Source organism: Glutamicibacter sp. GQ173 (genome assembly GCF_059759215.1).
The window spans coordinates 643,289-660,727 of record NZ_JCAXDT010000001.1 but is presented as its reverse complement, the minus strand read 5'-3'; the positions used below and the strand labels follow the sequence as shown (position 1 = coordinate 660,727).

16 protein-coding genes are annotated in these 17,439 nt (G+C 60.6%); 6 read left to right on the top strand and 10 right to left on the bottom strand.

Going from position 1 to position 17,439, the window contains the following annotated elements:
• Window positions 1-7: 7 nt before the first annotated feature.
• The 4 genes from purF to AC6CHO_RS03115 all read right to left on the bottom strand — a co-directional run bounded on the left by purF (window position 8) and on the right by AC6CHO_RS03115 (window position 3,404).
• Window positions 8-1,531 carry an amidophosphoribosyltransferase gene (gene purF, locus AC6CHO_RS03130; protein WP_060702372.1) on the bottom strand — a complete coding sequence of 508 codons (1,524 nt, stop codon included), beginning with the start codon at window positions 1,529-1,531 and terminating at the stop codon, window positions 8-10.
• Between the two features lie 105 nt (window positions 1,532-1,636).
• Window positions 1,637-1,963, bottom strand: a complete 327-nt coding sequence (locus AC6CHO_RS03125; RefSeq protein ID WP_498213646.1) for a hypothetical protein — start codon at window positions 1,961-1,963, stop codon at window positions 1,637-1,639.
• A gap of 4 nt (window positions 1,964-1,967) precedes the next feature.
• Entirely contained in the window at window positions 1,968-2,348 is a 381-nt protein-coding gene (locus AC6CHO_RS03120) for a sterol carrier family protein (protein ID WP_060702370.1), read from the bottom strand.
• An 81-nt stretch (window positions 2,349-2,429) separates the two neighbouring features.
• Window positions 2,430-3,404 (bottom strand): asparaginase, encoded by a 975-nt coding sequence (locus AC6CHO_RS03115; RefSeq protein WP_498213644.1) that lies wholly within the window; start codon window positions 3,402-3,404, stop codon window positions 2,430-2,432.
• 136 nt (window positions 3,405-3,540) lie between these two features.
• Here AC6CHO_RS03115 and purD point away from each other — a divergent pair, with 136 nt between their 5' ends.
• Window positions 3,541-4,827, top strand: a complete 1,287-nt coding sequence (gene purD, locus AC6CHO_RS03110) for a phosphoribosylamine--glycine ligase (protein WP_498213643.1) — start codon at window positions 3,541-3,543, stop codon at window positions 4,825-4,827.
• A gap of 14 nt (window positions 4,828-4,841) precedes the next feature.
• A complete protein-coding gene (locus AC6CHO_RS03105) occupies window positions 4,842-5,747 on the top strand; it encodes a phosphoribosylaminoimidazolesuccinocarboxamide synthase (protein ID WP_498213642.1) in 906 nt (301 codons plus the stop codon).
• Window positions 5,748-5,828: 81 nt separating this feature from the next.
• Here the strand turns inward: AC6CHO_RS03105 and AC6CHO_RS03100 are convergent, their stop codons facing one another.
• The 4 genes from AC6CHO_RS03100 to AC6CHO_RS03085 all read right to left on the bottom strand — a co-directional run bounded on the left by AC6CHO_RS03100 (window position 5,829) and on the right by AC6CHO_RS03085 (window position 13,016).
• Entirely contained in the window at window positions 5,829-7,637 is a 1,809-nt protein-coding gene (locus AC6CHO_RS03100) for an ABC transporter ATP-binding protein (RefSeq protein WP_498213641.1), read from the bottom strand.
• On the bottom strand, window positions 7,634-9,469 hold the full coding sequence (locus AC6CHO_RS03095; RefSeq protein WP_498213640.1) for an ABC transporter ATP-binding protein: 1,836 nt from the start codon (window positions 9,467-9,469) through the stop codon (window positions 7,634-7,636). The genes AC6CHO_RS03100 and AC6CHO_RS03095 overlap by 4 nt, the downstream gene beginning before the upstream one ends.
• Before the next feature lie 161 nt (window positions 9,470-9,630).
• Complete coding sequence (locus AC6CHO_RS03090; protein ID WP_498213638.1) at window positions 9,631-10,584, bottom strand: metallophosphoesterase; 954 nt, start codon at window positions 10,582-10,584, stop codon at window positions 9,631-9,633.
• A 119-nt stretch (window positions 10,585-10,703) separates the two neighbouring features.
• Window positions 10,704-13,016, bottom strand: coding sequence for a transglycosylase domain-containing protein (locus tag AC6CHO_RS03085; protein ID WP_498213636.1), 2,313 nt, complete (start codon window positions 13,014-13,016; stop codon window positions 10,704-10,706).
• Window positions 13,017-13,053: 37 nt separating this feature from the next.
• Between AC6CHO_RS03085 and sp36 the strand changes: the two genes are divergently transcribed.
• The 3 genes from sp36 to AC6CHO_RS03070 all read left to right on the top strand — a co-directional run bounded on the left by sp36 (window position 13,054) and on the right by AC6CHO_RS03070 (window position 14,697).
• Entirely contained in the window at window positions 13,054-13,209 is a 156-nt protein-coding gene (gene sp36, locus AC6CHO_RS03080; RefSeq protein WP_098945512.1) for a Sp36 family protein, read from the top strand.
• A gap of 32 nt (window positions 13,210-13,241) precedes the next feature.
• Window positions 13,242-13,718 carry a RidA family protein gene (locus tag AC6CHO_RS03075; protein ID WP_498213634.1) on the top strand — a complete coding sequence of 159 codons (477 nt, stop codon included), beginning with the start codon at window positions 13,242-13,244 and terminating at the stop codon, window positions 13,716-13,718.
• A gap of 61 nt (window positions 13,719-13,779) precedes the next feature.
• Window positions 13,780-14,697: an NUDIX hydrolase gene (locus AC6CHO_RS03070; protein ID WP_498213790.1), complete on the top strand. Its 918-nt coding sequence runs from the start codon at window positions 13,780-13,782 to the stop codon at window positions 14,695-14,697.
• Window positions 14,698-14,772: 75 nt separating this feature from the next.
• Here AC6CHO_RS03070 and AC6CHO_RS03065 read toward each other — a convergent pair whose 3' ends face one another.
• Complete coding sequence (locus AC6CHO_RS03065; RefSeq protein WP_022874282.1) at window positions 14,773-15,450, bottom strand: Crp/Fnr family transcriptional regulator; 678 nt, start codon at window positions 15,448-15,450, stop codon at window positions 14,773-14,775.
• Window positions 15,451-15,654: 204 nt separating this feature from the next.
• Between AC6CHO_RS03065 and AC6CHO_RS03060 the strand changes: the two genes are divergently transcribed.
• A complete protein-coding gene (locus AC6CHO_RS03060; RefSeq protein ID WP_498213631.1) occupies window positions 15,655-16,845 on the top strand; it encodes a MarP family serine protease in 1,191 nt (396 codons plus the stop codon).
• A 14-nt stretch (window positions 16,846-16,859) separates the two neighbouring features.
• Here AC6CHO_RS03060 and aroQ read toward each other — a convergent pair whose 3' ends face one another.
• Window positions 16,860-17,312 carry a type II 3-dehydroquinate dehydratase gene (gene aroQ / locus AC6CHO_RS03055; protein WP_498213629.1) on the bottom strand — a complete coding sequence of 151 codons (453 nt, stop codon included), beginning with the start codon at window positions 17,310-17,312 and terminating at the stop codon, window positions 16,860-16,862.
• Window positions 17,313-17,439 lie beyond the last annotated feature (127 nt).

Genomic DNA, 17,439 nt, shown 5'->3' with positions numbered 1-17,439 from the left:
GTCGGGGTTAGCTGGCGTTTTCGAATTCGGAATCCGGGCCGGGCTCGCAACCTGGCTGGTTGCTGCGCTCCAGCAGGTTCTTTCCGCGGCGCTCCTCATGCGGCAGCGCGATCGGGTAGTCGCCGGTGAAGCACGCGGTGCACAGGCGCTCGCGTGGCTGCCGGGTGGCTTCGATCATGCCGTCTTCGGAAATGTAGGCCAGCGAGTCGGCGCCGATGGAGGTGGCGATCTCGTCCACAGCCGCGCCATTGGCGATCAATTCGGCGCGCGAGGCGAAGTCGATGCCGTAGAAGCAAGGCCACTTCACCGGAGGCGAGGAGATCTTGACATGGACCTCGGAAGCACCGGCTTCGCGCAGCATGCGCACCACGGCGCGCTGGGTGTTGCCGCGCACGATCGAGTCATCGACCACTACGACGCGTTTGCCGCGCAGCACGGTTTCCAGGGCGTTGAGCTTGAGCTTGATGCCCAGCTGGCGCAGGGTCTGGGAAGGCTGGATGAAGGTGCGGCCCACGTAGGCGTTCTTCACGAATCCATGGGTGAAGGGAATGCCTGATTCCTCGGCGTAGCCGATGGCTGCCGGGGTGCCGGATTCCGGAACCGGAATGACAATATCGGCTTCCGCATGGTTTTCGCGGGCCAGCTGGCGGCCCATCTCCACGCGGGACTCGTACACCGAGCGGCCGGCGATGGCAGCATCCGGGCGTGCCAGGTACACGTACTCGAAAACGCAGCCCTTGGGGGTGGCCTCGGCGAAGCGGGTGGAGCGCACGCCGTTTTCATCGATGGCGATCATTTCGCCGGGCTCGATTTCACGGATGAACGATGCGCCCACGGTAGCCAGGGCAGGCTGCTCGGAAGCGACGACCCAGCCGCGGTTCAAGCGGCCCAAAACCAATGGGCGAACGCCGTGCGGATCACGCGCAGCGTACAGGGTGTCTTCGTTCATGAACACGAAGCAGAAGGCGCCTTCGATTTTTGGCAGCAGTTCCAGCGCGGTTTCTTCCAGCGACTGGCCCTCGATGCCGCCGAGCAGGGCGGTGACCAGGGCGGTGTCGGTGGTGTTGCCCTGGGCGATTTCGCCGCGGACCTTGCCGCCGTCGGCCTGCTGCTTGGCAGCGACCATGTCGGCCAGGTCGGCGGAGTTGGTCAGGTTGCCGTTGTGCGCCAGGGCCACGGTGCCGGTCTGGGTTGGGCCCAGAGTCGGCTGCGCATTGGCCCAGTGGCTGGCGCCGGTGGTGGAGTAGCGGCAGTGGCCGACGGCCAGCTGGCCGCTCATGGAGTTCAGCGTATTCTCGTCGAAGACCTGGGAAACCAGGCCCATGTCCTTGTAGACGTTGATGCGGGCGCCATCGCTGGTCGCAATGCCCGCCGATTCCTGCCCGCGGTGCTGGAGGGCGTAGAGACCGTAGTAGGTCAGTTTCGCAACCTCTTCGCCAGGAGCCCAGACGCCGAAAACGCCGCATTCATCCTGCGGCCCCTTCTCGCCCGGAAGCAGGTCGTGATTTAAGAATCCATCGCCACGCGCCATGTCAGTTATTCTCTCATGTTCTGGTTTGGTCGACACCGACCGTTTGTGTGGTGGGTGGCGGCCAGGTGCGCGGCCGCCCGCTTTTCAGTGGAAGGGAAAAGCTGCCTAGCCTGGTTGTCCGCTGGAGTCAGTGTCCTCGGCCAGAGGAACTGCCAGATGCTTGGTGGATTTACGCGAGGTGAAGCGATCTATGATCACGAACACCAGCCCGCCGATACCCACACCTAGTCCAGCACCGAACATTGCAAAGAATCCGGAAGCTGATGCACGGGTGTACTCCTGCGATGGCTCGCCGAGCAAGCCAATGACCAGGCCAATCAGCGCACCAAGTACGACGAAGGTCAAAATGAATGGCCAGAATTTGGGCGCCGAGTGAATTTGCACTTCGACACTTTGATCTGCAGGTGTCGGGGTAGCGGGGTGTTGCTCCATACCCTTAAGGGTACTCAATAAGTGGTAGGTGCGCGGACAAGTCTGCCCTAAGTCCGGAGGCATGCAATTGCCCAGTTTGCAAAGCATCGGCCCATGAGGTTAGACCGGTAGCCAGTGAAAGCCAGAGTTCAGCAGGCATTTCGACCACATTCGGCGGGGTTCCGCGGGTATGCCGGGGTCCGGCTATGCACTGAGTCACACCAAAGGGCGGGATGCGCACCTCTACGGAATTGCCCTCGGCACGAGAGGCTAATTCCTCCAGCAGGTAGCGAACTGCCATGGCCAGCACCGGGCGGGCTATTTTTCCTTGTCCCTGCCCGGCACCAGCCCACTCGCGCACCGCTGCGCGCCCAGCAATTTCGTCAACGCGTCGCTTGATTGCCATGGGGTGATGCATCTCTTTCTCTCGATGACGTAAAACCGTCACATTTGCCTGGACTTGATGTGGGGTGCGGAACTCTGGAAATCAGAAATCGGCCCCAGCCAACTGTAGTCCAGCAGCCCGTGCGCCGGCAGTGCCGCCAACTGGTTGCAGCTGCTGGCGCAAATCGCGATAAGCCGCTTCCTCGATGGCCGAGAATTCGTGCAGCAGCGATAGGGCCAGAAGGTCGGTGCCCCGCGCAGAGCCATCAAGCATCTTGATGGCCACGGTCAGCGAATTGGGTGCCGCCATGGCCAGCACGCCTTCGGCACCCAGCTTGGCTATGGCCCCGGTTTGTTCGATGACTTCGGAATTGGGATGGCCCTTGCCCCGAACGGCCCACGGGTGATTGCGCATCGCGGCGACAACGCGCTGGGCTTCTTTTTGCTCGGAAACAACGAGCTGCTGGAAGCCGTGGGCCAGGCTCTTCAACGACATCTGGACTGCCGGTGCCCCGCAGCCGTCAATCCCGGTGAATGGCATCGGGCCGCAAAATTCTTCAAGGACCGAGTACGCCATCTGCTGCACAGCGTGATCCGGATCAAGATAGCCAGCAGTGCCAGAACCCGAGGCCTTCGCCGCGAGCAGGAATCCGGCATGCTTTCCGGAGCAGTTGAATGCCACTGCGGACTTCGGCAGGTGTTCAAGGGTCATCTGCGTCCTGGTTGCCGAATCCACGGGCCAGGATTGCGGGCATTGAAGTTCCGATTCATTCAGCCCCACGGATGCGAGCATTCGCCGGGCAACGTCCTGATGGGCGAAGGTGCCGATATGGCTGGCACAGGCCAGGGCCAGCTGCTCGTCGTCGAGCTCGGCGCCACAGCGCAATGAAGCGATGGCTTGGAATGGCTTCACCGCGGACCTGGGGAAGATCAGCGCCTCGGGGTTGCCCAAGGCCAGGAGCGTTGAGCCGTCTGGCCCCAGCACCACTGCGGCGCCATAGTGGCGGGATTCAGTGACGCCGTTTCGGGTCACTTGTACCAGCTGCGCGCAATCGGAAATATCCATTGGTCGGTTCATTCCCCTAGTTTATTCGCGTGGGGGCGCCGTGCCGCGTGGCGGGCTGCGAGCCAGTAGCCGATGCGGGTAAAAGCACTAGGCTCAGCGGATGTCATAGACAGCATCCACCGTCGATTTCTCCGGTAAACTCGGGCGAGTGAAGGTACTGGTTATTGGCCCAGGCGGCCGTGAGCATGCAATTGTCCGAGCACTGAGTGCAGACCCCTACGTCAAAGAAGTCCATTGCGCCCCCGGCAACGCCGGCATCGCGCAGGATGTCACCACCCACAACATCGACGCGCAGGATCCTGACGCGGTTCTCGCCCTGGCTCGCGAACTGGCCAGCGACCTGGTGGTTGTCGGTCCGGAAGCGCCACTGGCTGCCGGTGTATCCGATGCATTGATCGAGGCTGGCATCCCCGTCTTCGGTCCTACCAAAGCTGCAGCGCAGCTTGAGGCATCGAAGGCTTTTGCCAAGAACGTCATGGCTGCGGCAGAAGTGCCCACCGCCATGGCCCACGTGGCCACTAACCGCGAGGAAGCATCCAGCGCACTGGATGACTTCGGCGCACCGTATGTGGTCAAAGACGATGGCCTGGCCGCTGGCAAGGGCGTTGTGGTCACCTCGGACCGCGATGAAGCACTGGAGCACGCCGAAGCCTGCTTCGCAGCTGGCGGCACCGTAGTCATCGAGGAATTCCTCGATGGACCGGAAGTTTCGCTTTTCGTCATTTGCGACGGCAAGCATGCCGTTCCGCTCTCTCCTGCACAGGACTTCAAGCGCATCTTCGACAATGACGAAGGCCCGAACACCGGCGGCATGGGTGCCTACTCGCCGCTTGAATGGCTTCCAGAGAACTTTGTTGACGAGGTCATGGACCGCGTCGCCTACCCAACCCTGCGCGAAATGGAAAAGCGCGGCACGCCATTCACCGGCGTGCTGTATTGCGGCCTGGCCGTCACCAAGCGCGGCATCCGCGTTATCGAATTCAATGCCCGCTTTGGCGATCCGGAAACCCAGGCCGTGCTGGCCCGGTTGAAGACCCCGCTGGGCGGCATCTTGCTGGCCGCTGCCAAGGGCCAGTTGGATGACGCAGAGCAGCTGAACTGGTCGCCGCTCACCGCCGTGGATGTTGTTATCGCCGCCGAGAACTACCCGGATACCCCGGTCAAGGGCGCAGTAATTTCCGGTTTGGATGCAGCCAACGCGCTGGAGAATGTGCACGTGATGCACGCTGGCACGTCTGCTGATGCCGAGGGCAACATCATCGTTTCCGGTGGACGTGTTCTGGCAGTAGTCGGCTTGGGGGATGACCTTGCAGGTGCTCGTGCCACCGCCTACGCCGGTGTCGCCCAGATCAGCTGGGACGGCGCCCAGTCGCGCACCGACATCGCGCTGAAGGCCGAACGCGGCGAAATCGTCGTTGCAAAGCAAAGCAAGTAGAGGAGCAGATAGCTATGGCAGGATTCCAGACCGAAGTTCTCGACCTTGAAGGTTGGGACCATTTCTACTCGGGCAAAGTGCGCGACCTCTACGTGCCAGCTGGTGCGAGCTTCGAAGCAACCGACCGCGTACTGGTCGTCGCTTCGGACCGCATCAGCGCCTACGATTTTGTGCTCACCAGCGAAATCCCGGACAAGGGCAAGGTGCTCACGCAGCTGAGCCTGTGGTGGTTTGAACAGCTGGGCGATTTCGCCAACCATGTGATCTCCACCGATGTGCCAGAGGCTGTGGCCGGCCGCGCCATGGTCTGCAAGAAGCTGGAAATGTACCCCATCGAGTGCATCGCCCGCGGATACCTCACCGGTTCGGGCCTTGCCGAGTACAAGGTCTCCAAGACCGTGTGCAGCCTGCCATTGCCTGATGGCCTGGTGGATGGCTCCCGACTGGAGCCTGCATTGTTCACCCCATCGGCCAAGGCCGAGGTCGGGGAGCACGATGAGAACATCACCTACGAGCAGACCGCCGAGCGCGTTGGCAACGATGTGGCCGAAGCGCTGCGCGAAAAGACTGTTGCGCTCTACGAGCAGGCCGAGAAGATTGCCCGCGCGCGCGGCATCATCCTGGCGGACACCAAGGTAGAGTTCGGCGCGGATCCCGCGACCGGCGAGATCACCTTGGGCGATGAGGTGCTGACCCCGGACTCCTCGCGTTTCTGGGACGCCGCGGCCTACCAGCCAGGCCAGGCCCAGCCGAGCTTCGACAAGCAGTTTGTGCGCGACTGGCTGACCAGCAGCGCATCGGGCTGGGATAAGAACTCCGGCGAGCAGCCTCCTCAGCTGCCCGCTGAGATTGTCGAGAAGACCCGTGCCCGGTACATCGAAGCCTACGAGCGCCTGACCGGCCAGAGCTTCACCGCCTAGCCCCTGCAGCCGGCGCAAAAGCAGCCCCTGTCGACTCGGAAGTTTTCCGAGTCGACAGGGGCTGCTTCAGTTTGGACTTGATCAGACCAGAGAGTCCTTCCACGCCTTGTGCAAGGCGGCGAAGCGGCCCTCATCGGCAATCAGCTGCTGCGGGGTGCCGTCTTCAGAGATCCGCCCATCGTGGACCACCAGGACACGGTCGGCGATCTGAACCGTAGAGAGCCGGTGGGCGATGATCAGAGCCGTGCGGTTGCCCAGCAAAGTCTGCAGGCCGCGCTGAACTGCCCGCTCCGACGGGATATCCAGCGAACTGGTTGCCTCATCCAGGATCAATACCGCCGGATCTGCCAAGAAGGCGCGGGCAAAGGAGATCAGCTGGCGCTGCCCTGCGGAGACTCGGCCGCCACGCTTATTCACATCGGTGTCGTAGCCTTCAGGCAGGTCCAAGATGAACTCGTGGGCTCCTACGGCTCGTGCAGCCGACTGGATGTCCTCAAGGGATGCTCCAGGCCTGCCCAGTGCAATGTTCTCGGCAACCGAACCCGAGAACAGGAACGCTTCCTGGGTCACCATCACCACATGCCGGCGCAATTCCTTGTTGGACAGCTCGTTGATCGGCACCGAGTCCAGTTTCAGCGTGCCTGAGCGCAGGTCATAGAAACGGGCAATGAGCTTGGCCAGGGTCGACTTGCCTGCGCCGGTTTGCCCGACGACGGCGACTGTTTGGCCTGCTGGAATGCGCAGATCGAATTTGTCCATGATGATCGGACCGTCGCCGTAGCCGAAGACCGCGTCCTTGAATTCGAGCTCGCCGGCCACTTTGCCGATGCTCTTTGGCTGTTCCGGCTCGCGCACGGTCGGCTCTTCTTCGAGAAGCCCGGAGACCTTTTCCAAGGCCGCTGTGGCGGACTGCAAGGAAGAGTAGAACATGGCAATGTGCTCAACTGGCTGGAAGAGCCGCTTGGACGCCAAGAGGATGGCCACCATGGCACCGACTTCCATGGAGCCGTTGATGATGCGGAAGCCGCCGTAGGCCAGGAGCGCCGCGACCGTCAGGTTGCCAATCAAAACCAGGCCCGGCTGCAAGATGCCGAAGAGGTTGAAGGAGCGGACCGAGTTGTCCCGGTATTTCTCTGCGATCTGCTGGTAGTTCTGGTCGTTGGCGCGTTCCCGGCGGAAAGCCTTCACCGCGCGAATGCCGGTCATGGTTTCCACGAAGGTGGAAATGACCTTCGCGGAAACGACACGGGATTCCCGGTACAAGACTTCGGAACGGCGCTGGTACCAGTAGAACAGGACGGCTACCGGCACGGCCGCGATGCACACCACGAACCCGCTTTGCCAGTCCAGCAGGAAAATGGAAATCAGCGTGAAAATGATGAATACGCAGGAGGACGCTAGCTCGGAGACTCCCTGGTCCAGCAGCTCGCGCAAGGTCTCCAGATCCGAGGTCTGGCGGGAAATGATGCGGCCGGACGTATAGTTCTCGTGGAATTCGAGGCTGAGCCGCTGGGTATGCCGGAAGACCTGCTGGCGAAGATCCAGCAGCATGGCCTGCGAAATTCTTGCCGCAGAGTTGATGTACCAGGCCAGCAAGACCCCGCTGAGGATTGCGCAGACGATGTATCCGGCGCCGGTGAGCCCCAGGGCGCCCCAATTGCCCTCGCGGACCTGGGGCAAGGTCCAGTCGATGGCAAAGGCGATGATCACCGGCAGCATCACGCGGGCGGCATTGGAGACCAGGACCAGCGTGACCGTGAGAATGAAGAGCTTTTTCTGCGGCACGGCGAGGGCGGCCAGCAACCGGAAGGAGCGCTGGCGCACCACCTTGCGCTCAGCGGCCGAGAGCTTGATGGAGTCCTCGTTGGCGACGCCCAATGGCTTACTCATCGTGAGGCCTCCTCGGCGATTGGCAGTTCTTCGTCATCCAGGCTTGCGATGACAAATCGATAGTGCTCGTTGGTGCTCAGCAAGTGGGTGTGGCTTCCCACCGCATCGATGCGTCCATCACGCAGCAGGGCAACCCGATCTGCCAGCATCACGGTGGATGGGCGGTGAGCCACAATCAATGTGGTGGTTCCGGCCAGTACTTCCCGCAACTTCTCGGTGACCAGTTCCTCGGTGCGCACATCCAGGGCTGAAAGCGGATCATCGAGCACCAGTACGCTCGGACGAGCGGCAATGGCGCGGGCCAGGGCAATGCGCTGGCGCTGGCCGCCGGAAAGCGACAGGCCCTCTTCGCCGATGAGCGTATCCACGCCTTGCGGCAGCGAGTAGGTGAAGTGAGCTTGGGCTACATCCAGTGCTTCGGCGAGCAGCGCTTCGCGCTCGTGCTCGTCCAAGGACGCCGGTGCGCCCAGCAGGACGTTGTCCCGAATAGTGTTGGAGAACAAGGTGGTGTCCTCGAAAGCCACGGCAATTTCGGTGCGCAGCTGGTCGAGCTCCCATTCCTTGACGTTTTGCCCATGGATCAGGACCTCTCCGGCGGTGGCTTCATGGAGCCGGGGGATCAGGTTCAACAGGGTTGATTTTCCGGAACCGGTGATCCCGACCAGGGCCATGGTTTCTCCGGGGCGGATTTCCAGGTCGATGTCGGCCAGGATCGGCCGGTGAGTTCCGGCCGTGTCAGGGTAGGCGAAGCGCACGTGGCGCAGCTGCACGCTGCCATCACGCTCTCCTGGGATGCGGGGCTGTTCTGGAGAGATGATGTCGTTGGCCGAATCCATGACCTCGAAATGGCGGTCTAGCGCGGTTTTGGTGCTCAGCGTCATGCCCAGGAGCATGCCCATGCCTTCGACCGGTCCGGCGATGACTGCGGCAATGGCGAAGTAGGCAACCAGGGCGCCAACGCTCAAGGTTCCGTTGGCAACTTGGGCAATGCCGATGAACAGGCCAATGCCCAAAATGGTTTCTGGAACGGCGACAACGGTGAGCAGGAAACTTGCCAGGGTTTTGGCCTTGGCGATTTCGGTTTCCTGCAACGACTTCGCCTGGGTATTAAAGCCTTCGTAGATGTGCGGGCCGCGGCCGAAGGCCTTGATGACGCGAATGCCGTGCACTGATTCCTCTACGGCGGTGGCGAGGTCGCCGGCCTGGTCCTGGCTAAGGCGGCTGGCGGCGCGGTACTCGTTGCGGAAGCGGTACGCCTTGATGGCAATGGGGATGGATCCCAACAGGTAGAGCAAGCCCAAAATCCACGAGTGGGTGAACATGAGAATCAAGCCGGTGATGACCGTAACGGTCTCCACCACGAGCATCATGGCGCCGAAGGCCAGCCATCGGCGCAGCAGCGAGAGATCCGACATGGAACGCGAGAGGAGCTGGCCGGAGCCCCAGCGCTCGTGGAAGGCGACAGGAAGGCGCTGAAGATGCTTGTAGAACCGGATGCGCATCTTCGTTTCCAGCCCGGCGGCTGGGGTCAGCACAAATTGGCGGCGCAGGAAGATCAGCAGGGCCTCGACGAATCCCAGGGCTGCCACGATGGCAACGGAGATCCAGACCTCGGACGAGTCCCCGTCCCGGTGCAAAACCGAGTTCACCAGCCAGGCCAATACCTGGGGGATCACCAGGGCGATGATGCCGGCTCCGAGCGCGCAGAGGAAGCCGCAGAAAAGCCGGGGGAGGATTGGCTTAACGAACGGGTAGAGCCGCTTCAATGTTGCTGAGAGGGGAACCGGATCTCTAGAGTCGGCCTTTTGTGCTTGCGCCACGGTACCCCGCATTCATCCAGAAGTTAGACAGAGCTTCAGCTTACCGCCAGTGGTTGAGAGAATTCAATCGATTTTCTCATTTGGGAAAGAAATGCTTCAGATGAGGCTAGAGCGAATCCCGGCATCGCACGATATTCTGTGCTGTACCGGGATTCAGAAGATGGATTTCGTGGCTACTTGCGCCCGGTGAGCGTCACCAAGATGGCTTCTGGCGGGCAGGCAAAGCGGATTGGCGCGAAGCGGGAGGTGCCCAGGCCCGCCGAGACGTTCAGGGGAACACTGTTGCCGGCGTACTCCCAATCGCTCAGGCCACGGGCCCGCCACGTCGGCAAATCGCAATTCGAGACCAATGCGCCATAGCCAGGAATGCAGACCTGGCCGCCGTGTGTGTGCCCGGCAAAAATCACGTCGGCTTGCGCCTCGGCGAACTGGTCCAAGACTCGCTGGTAGGGCGCGTGAGTCAGCGCAATGCGGACGTGGGGTGCTTGGCTGCTGGTTGAGGACCCTCGTGGCCAGCCTGCGAAGTGATCCCGGTCGATGTGCGGATCATCAACGCCGGTCAAATCCAGGCGCAGTCCATTCAGGACCGTTGAATGCGAACGATTGGACATGTTGACCCACCCGGCAGAGCCGAAGGCGCGGTGCATCTCTTCGAACGGGAGCTGATCCCGGGATGATGGGTTGGGGATGCCGTCGTTGCGAGCGAAGTACTTGAACGGGTTTTTCAACTTGGGCGCGTAGTAGCAGTTGGATCCCGGCACGAAGGCTCCCGGGAAGGCCATCAGCGGTTCCAAAGCCTTGATCAGCGGAGGGACACCCTTGCGGTGGCTGAGGTTGTCTCCGGTGTTAATGATGAAGTCGGGGTTGAGGTCGGCAAGCTCGCGTAGCCATTGGATCTTGGTTTCCTGGCCCGGAACCATATGGATGTCCGAGAGGTGCAGGACTTTGATGTCCGAGGCGCCACGGGGCAGGACGTTCAGGGTTTCGCGGCGCAACCCGAATTTCTGGGTCTCAAGCATGCCATAGCCAGCTAGTGCACCACCTAGCGCCAGGGCTCCACCGGCAGCCAGCGCTGTGGTACCGGCCGCATGACGCAGTGCTGCAGCAAATGTTTTGTATTCAACCATGACCTGTCTGCCATCGTCCTTTCATGCCCGGGGGCAACTTCTGGTGAAGTCCGCTATTGCCAATCTAGACCGAAGGCCGCGTTCAACCAAAGTTGAACGCGGCCTTGAACGGCGCTTAGCTAGTCGTCGGATTTCTTTCCGTTGCCATTGCCCTTGCCGTTGCCGTTGCCGTTATCCGATTCATTATCTCCGGAATCAGGCTTCGACTCATTGGATTCGGACTGGTCTTCTTTGGATTCCTTCTCCTTGCCCTCGGAGTCTGACTTGGAATCCTCCTTGGAAGAATCCTCTTCCTTCGGTTCAGGCTTGGGGGCAGGCTTGCTGCGAGGCGCACCGAAGCCGCTGCGATCGTACTCCTGGACTGCTTCCTCCATGAAGTCCACCCACAGCGGAGCTGCGTAGGTCGAGGAGTCGAGCGTGCTTGGGGCGCGCTCATCATTGATCATCGATCCCTGCAGGGTGTTCGCCTCTTCAGCGGCAGTGGCATTAACTCGGCCAACCCAGGCAGCGGTGGAAATGCCGGTTGTGTAGCCGACGAACCAAGTGGAGGTTGACCAGTTGTTGGTACCGGTCTTACCGGCGATTGGACCGGCGACTCTGCCCTTCGACACGCGATCCGTGGCGATCTTCTTCAGCGTGCCGTTCAGATCAGCGATGTAGGTCGGATCAATTTGCTGGGAGCAGGATTCCTTCTTGACCTTGTACTGGTTGCCGTCCTTGTCCGTGACGCTGGTCAGCGCACGTGGCTCGCAGTATTCGCCCTTGTTGGCGAAGGTGGCGAAGGCAGCAGCCTGTGCCAGCGGAGCGACCTTGGGCGTACCGATGACAAACGATGGATGCTCTGGCGAAAGTTCCTCAGGCTGGCCGCTGTCCAAATCGCGGAGCCCAACGCTATTTGCAAAATCGGTGATGTTGCAGAGGTCGAGCTTGGATGCTTCCTGGATGGTTGCGGAGTTGATGGACCACTTCAAGCCGTAGTCGACAGTCATGGGACGGTAGAAGCCACGCGACGCGTTGAGGGGCTTCCAGGCTTCTCCACCACCGGTGACAGTCTGGCCGCCGGGCAAGCACGAGGCACGCCATTTGTGGCTAGGAGCGAAGTAGGGCCGCTTGGCGTTGATGGTGTCGTACATGTGGTGGCCCTCTTTGAGCCAAGCCAGCGTGGTGTACGGTTTCATCGTCGAACCGGCCTGGAAGCCGCCTGCGCCACCCATGGACTTCTCGACAGCAAAGTTCAGCATGGTCTTTGCGGTGTTGCCCTTTTCGGCACCATAGGTGGTGTTCTGGGCCATGGTCAGGATATTTCCGGTGCCAGGCTCCACGGAGACGATCGAGGAGAACACGTCCTTATTGGACTTGGCGTTCGGGTCGATGGACTTGCGAGCGTCGTTGGCAGCCTTCTTATTCAGCTCGCTATTCAAGGTGGTCTTGATCGTCAGTCCGCCGCGGTACAGCAGGCCCTCGCGGTCTTCCTTGGTCTTGCCGAACGTGTCGTCGCCCAGGATCAGGTTGGTGACGTAATCGCAGAAGTATGCGTTGTCGTTGGCCGCTGAACAGCCCGATGGGGAAGTGCTGGGCTTGAGCTCAAGTCCGGACTTCACCGCATCGTCATACTCTTTTTTATTGATTGCACCGGTGCGGTACATGTTGCCCAGCACCTTATTGCGGCGGTCAAGAGAACGCTCTGGGTTGTTGATCGGGTTGTAGACGTTCGGCAGCTGAACCATGCCAGCAAGCATGGCCGACTGCTGGACGTTCAGGTCCTTTGCGTCCACAGAGTAGAAGCGCTGTGCGGCAGCCTGTACGCCGTATTCGCGACCGGAGAACAGCACGAGGTTCAGGTAGCCTTCGAGGATTTCGTCCTTTGACATTTCCTTTTCGATGGCTACCGCGTACTTGAGCTCGCGGATCTTTTCCGAGTAGTCCTTGTTGCCGGAAACGGTGGTTTCCTCGGAACCGCTGAGCTCCTGGTTGTTCACCAGGAGGTTGTTCACGTACTGCTGGGTCAGTGTAGACGCACCAGAGCGCGAAGTCGAGGTCAGGTTGCCGACGATCGCTCGGGCGATGCCCTTGGGGTCGACACCTTTGTGCTCGTAGAAGCGTTCATCTTCCACCGAGACGATGGCCTTGCGCATATACGGCGAGATGTCATCAAGTGACACAGGTTCGCGATTCTGCTGGTAGAAATTCGCGATGGTCTTGCCGTTGGCGTCGACGATCGTTGACGGCTCCGAAATCGGAAGCTTCTCAAAGGAGCTCGGGAGCGCGCTGACGATGTTGTTACCGGTGGTCAAACCGGTTTTTGCGATCGCCGCTACGGGCACGAGCATGCCTGCTGCGAGCACACCACACAGGGCGCTGATTCCGAAGAACGCAACGACTTTCCCAAGGGTGGTGGCGGTATCAAAAAAGGGGGACTTCTTGGCTGCCATACCCACTAGTTTACAAGGACGCGATAACGTATCCAGTATGACTAAATGGGAATACGCCACTTTGCCTCTTTTGATCCACGCAACAAAGCAGATTTTGGACCAATGGGGGGATGATGGTTGGGAGCTGGTTACTGTAGTTCCTGGCCCCAACGGCTCATCGCCGGTGGCCTACATGAAGCGTCCAAAAGAGTAGCCAAAACATACTTCCTTAAGGAGAAAAAGCCCATGCAAGAAGCGACTTCCTCGCGTGTCGAAACGCGCCTGGCCGAACTGGGTTATGCCCTGCCAGGCGTTGCCAAGCCTGTCGCTGCCTACCTGCCAGCGGTCACCACCGGCAACTACGTTTACACCTCCGGCCAGCTTCCGCTGATTAATGGTGAACTCTCAGTTGTGGGAAAGGTCGGCGCAGAGGTTTCAGCAGAAGAAGCCAAGGCTCAGGCACAGATTGCCGCGCTGAACGCACTGGCAGCCATCAAGGCTGAAATTGGTGACCTAGATCGCATTAAGCGCATCGTGAAGGTTGTCGGATTCGTGTCGTCGGCACCGGAGTTCACCGGGCAGCCAGGAGTCATCAACGGAGCTTCCGAATTCTTTGGCGAGGTTCTCGGCGACGCAGGCCTGCATTCGCGTTCGGCCGTTGGCGTTGCCGTGCTTCCGCTGGATGCACCCGTCGAGGTTGAGGTCATCGCCGAATTTGAGTAGTTCACCTCAGTTGCCTTTTGCGCGGCCTGCCAAGGCTTTCCCTTGCGGGCCGCGCAGCGGCATGGTGCGCAGAGTCTTTGATCTGCCGCCACATCAGATCCCTACGGCCGAAAACTGGTTCACCTTCGGCTCCCGCACCCCCCGCTCACCGCGCCGTGCGTCGTCCGTGTGCCTGGTGCGGGACTGCTCCAAGGGCGTCGAGACCTACCTGACCTTTCGGCCTGGCGGCTCCCCAATGGGCAACGTGGCCTTCCCCGGCGGCAGCCACGAGGCCAGCGACCGGGCAACCTACCAATGGTTCGGACCGAGCCTTTCGCAGTGGTCCAAGCGCATGGACGTATTGGACCAGCAGCTGGTCCAAGCGCATATCGTTTGCGCCATTCGCGAGCTCTTTGAAGAAACCGGAATCCTGCTGGCGGGCACCGACGAGCAATCCATCATCGAAATGACCGACCCCGAAGAGTGGATGAGCGCCCGCGAAGCGATTGCCGGCCAGGATCTTCCATTCGATGAGTTTCTTCGCCGTCGCGGCCTAGGGCTTCGCACCGATTTATTGCGGCCGGTCTCGCACTGGCTGAATCCCAACTTTGCCCTGCGCAGATTTGATACCTGGTACTTCGCAGCCACCGTGCCCAACCGCCAAGAAGCGACGCTGCTTCGCGGCAAGGGCAAATGGGGTGGGTGGCAGGTGGCCAGCGGCGTGTTGGCCCAGCGAAACACCAGCGAGCTAGGCGACCTGGTGGGGCAGCCTAATACCGTGGGCTTGAACTTCTCGCGGATCAGCTACCCGGCCGTGGAAATGATGCTTGAGGCAATGTCCGAGGCCAACGGGGTGGTGGCGTATTTGTCGCGGGCACGATCCCTGGAATTGAAGCACCCCGACTTGCTGGTGCGCGACGGCATTTACTATCTGGAAGTTTTGGGCTCGATGAGTGCCGAATCCTCGCGTCCCTGGCAGGCCGCCGCGGGCCGGCATTGAACTAGCTAGAACAACTTAAAAATGGTGTGGGCCGAAGATCCAAAAGGATCTTCGGCCCACACTATTTTGACTGGCTTAGCGTGAACGCTGGCGCAGACGCTGGATGTCCAGAATCACGACGGCGCGTGCTTCCAGGCGCAGCCAGCCGCGCTGTACAAATTCAGCCAAAGCCTTGTTTACGGTTTCACGCGATGCGCCAACCAGCTGGGCCAGCTCTTCCTGAGTCAGCTCGTGAGCGACCAGGATGCCGTCGGTTGCTGGACGGCCGAAGCGGTCAGCAAGATCAAGCAGAGCCTTGGCAACACGGCCAGGAACATCGGAGAAGACCAAGTCCGCAAGGGACTCGTTGGTGCGACGCAGACGTGCAGCCAGAGCCTGCAGCAGCTGGATCGAGACCTCAGGGGAGTTCAGGATTGCCTTGCGCATGTTCTCGTGGCTCAAGCCAGCCAGTCGGGTTTCCGACACGGCGGTTGCAGTCGCGTTGCGTGGGTGTGGATCGAATAGGGCCATCTCGCCAAACAGTTCGCCTGGGCCAAGAACAGCAATCAGGTTTTCGCGACCATCCGAAGAGGTGCGGCCCAGCTTGATCTTGCCCGAAACGATGAAGTACAGGCGATCGCCCTGATCGCCTTCACGGAACACCGATGCACCGCGGGACAGATCAACCTCGGTCAATTCTTCGGTGAGCGCGGCGAATACTTCATCACCAAGCGACGCAAACAGTGGCGCGCGACGCAGTACCTCGATATCCATTAAATCTCCTGTCAACAGTAGTAGGCGCTTACTTCATTGTGCCGTATTCGGTAACAATGTGACAGTTTCCACACGTGGTTTCACCAAGAAAATGTTGAACGTCACGCTCATTCGGCCAAAACTCGCGAATATGCTCGCAGAAATCCATCAGCTTCTAAGGGTACCTTGGGTTAATACAAAGAATTTGAACGCATTGGAGTCTTGGTGCTCGGAATTTTCAGCTGGCTCGACGTAGTCATCTGCGCTGTTTTGCTGACCTTTTTCATTATCGGACTTCGCCGCGGTTTTCTCTTGACCGTTGGCGACATGGTGGGCCTCGTTCTGGGAGGCGTTGCCGCGTTCTTTGCCATCCCGCTGGTTTCCACTTTCGCCAACAACCCCTGGTGGCGTGTTGCGCTGATGGCCGCCACGGCTGCCGTCCTGATCATCCTGGGCCAGGCGCTGGGCCGGGTTATTGCCACCCGCATCCGGCACTGGATGAACGTCGATTTCCTGCGCTCGGCAGACCGCATTGCCGGTGGCGTGCTCTCGGTGCTGATTACCGCCACGATCATTGGCGCGCTGGCGTTTTCCACCTCCAGCATGGGTATTCCGCGCCTGTCCCTGGAAATTGGGAAATCCACCATGATCCAGGCCATTCGTGGCGCGACGCCGCCCTTTGTGAACTCGGCCATTTCCTCGGCCCGCTCCAAGGTGATCGCCGAAACCCTGCCAGCATTCCTGGAGCCCTTTGCGCCGCCGGTGGCCCAGCCCATGGAGACCGACTGGGTGGCGACCGATCTCCAGCGGACCGCAGCAGAATCTGCCGCCAAGGTCTCGGGCACGGCAGTGCAATGCGGTGTCAACCTGACTGGTTCCGGATTTGTGGTGGCTCCAGAAATGGTGATGACCAACGCCCACGTGGTGGCCGGGCTGGGGGCAGCCACCGTGGAGACCGGTCGTGAGGGAGTACACCGCGGAAAGGTGGTCTACTTCGATCCTGAGACCGATATCGCGCTGCTGTACGTACAGGGCTTGGAGGCCCCGGCCATTGACCTGGCCGATGAGGATCTCACCCGTGGCGACGCCGCCGCGTTTATCGGCTATCCGGCTGGTGGACCCCAGCAGATTCGCAGCGCCATGATCGCCTCGCGGGCCAACGTCTCGATCTCCAATATCTACGGCACCGACCCGTCGCGAATTTCCGTCTACCAGATCACCGCCGAAGTGGCCCAGGGCAATTCCGGTGGACCTCTGGTGGATGAAAACGGCGAAGCCGTTGGCCTGATCTTCGCGAAGTCCCGCAGCGACGAGCAGATTGGATTCGCCCTGAGCCTTGAGGAGATGGAGCGCGCCATGGAACTAGGCGGCTCGCAGCGCACCTCGGTCAAGACCGGGGACTGCATCGCCAACTAGCCAAAGGGGCAAAATTACTTGCCCAGCAGGTACGCCAGCTGTTCCACGGCCAGCTTGTAGCCGTTGACGCCTGCGCCGACGACGATGGAACTGGCCACCGGTGAAATGTAGGAATGGTGGCGGAATGCCTCGCGCTGGTGCACGTTGGAGATGTGGACTTCAATCGTGGGCAGCTGGACACCGCTGATGGCATCTGCCAAGGCGACCGAGGTGTGGGTGAAGGCTCCAGGGTTCATCACGATGCCCGCGGCAGTGGTGCGAGCTTCATGAATGGCATCGATGAGCACCCCTTCATGATTGGACTGCAGGGCGCGCAGCTCAAATCCGTGCGCGGCGGCAGTGTCACGGGCCAGCTGTTCAACATCGGCCAAGGTGTCATGTCCGTAAATCTGCGGCTCACGGGTGCCCAGAAGGTTCAGATTCGGCCCGTTGAGCAGCAGGATCGTGCGTGATGCGGTGTCAGTCATGGACTCAAATCTAATGCAAAGCGTCTTGAACCACGGCAATTGTTTATTGATGAATGAGAAAAAACGCTGCCGCCGGGCAGAACGCGAGCAGCATTCTGCCCGGCGGCAGCGCGGGCGGTCCGGTGCG

Coding starts and splice junctions, on each gene's coding strand:
- purF (WP_060702372.1), bottom strand. CDS start 1,531: ATGGCGCGTGGCGATGGATTCTTAAATCACGACCTGCTTCCGGGCGAG.
- AC6CHO_RS03125 (WP_498213646.1), bottom strand. CDS start 1,963: ATGGAGCAACACCCCGCTACCCCGACACCTGCAGATCAAAGTGTCGAA.
- AC6CHO_RS03120 (WP_060702370.1), bottom strand. CDS start 2,348: ATGGCAATCAAGCGACGCGTTGACGAAATTGCTGGGCGCGCAGCGGTG.
- AC6CHO_RS03115 (WP_498213644.1), bottom strand. CDS start 3,404: ATGAACCGACCAATGGATATTTCCGATTGCGCGCAGCTGGTACAAGTG.
- AC6CHO_RS03105 (WP_498213642.1), top strand. CDS start 4,842: ATGGCAGGATTCCAGACCGAAGTTCTCGACCTTGAAGGTTGGGACCAT.
- AC6CHO_RS03100 (WP_498213641.1), bottom strand. CDS start 7,637: ATGAGTAAGCCATTGGGCGTCGCCAACGAGGACTCCATCAAGCTCTCG.
- AC6CHO_RS03095 (WP_498213640.1), bottom strand. CDS start 9,469: ATGCGGGGTACCGTGGCGCAAGCACAAAAGGCCGACTCTAGAGATCCG.
- AC6CHO_RS03090 (WP_498213638.1), bottom strand. CDS start 10,584: ATGGTTGAATACAAAACATTTGCTGCAGCACTGCGTCATGCGGCCGGT.
- AC6CHO_RS03085 (WP_498213636.1), bottom strand. CDS start 13,016: ATGGCAGCCAAGAAGTCCCCCTTTTTTGATACCGCCACCACCCTTGGG.
- sp36 (WP_098945512.1), top strand. CDS start 13,054: ATGACTAAATGGGAATACGCCACTTTGCCTCTTTTGATCCACGCAACA.
- AC6CHO_RS03075 (WP_498213634.1), top strand. CDS start 13,242: ATGCAAGAAGCGACTTCCTCGCGTGTCGAAACGCGCCTGGCCGAACTG.
- AC6CHO_RS03070 (WP_498213790.1), top strand. CDS start 13,780: ATGGTGCGCAGAGTCTTTGATCTGCCGCCACATCAGATCCCTACGGCC.
- AC6CHO_RS03065 (WP_022874282.1), bottom strand. CDS start 15,450: ATGGATATCGAGGTACTGCGTCGCGCGCCACTGTTTGCGTCGCTTGGT.
- aroQ (WP_498213629.1), bottom strand. CDS start 17,312: ATGACTGACACCGCATCACGCACGATCCTGCTGCTCAACGGGCCGAAT.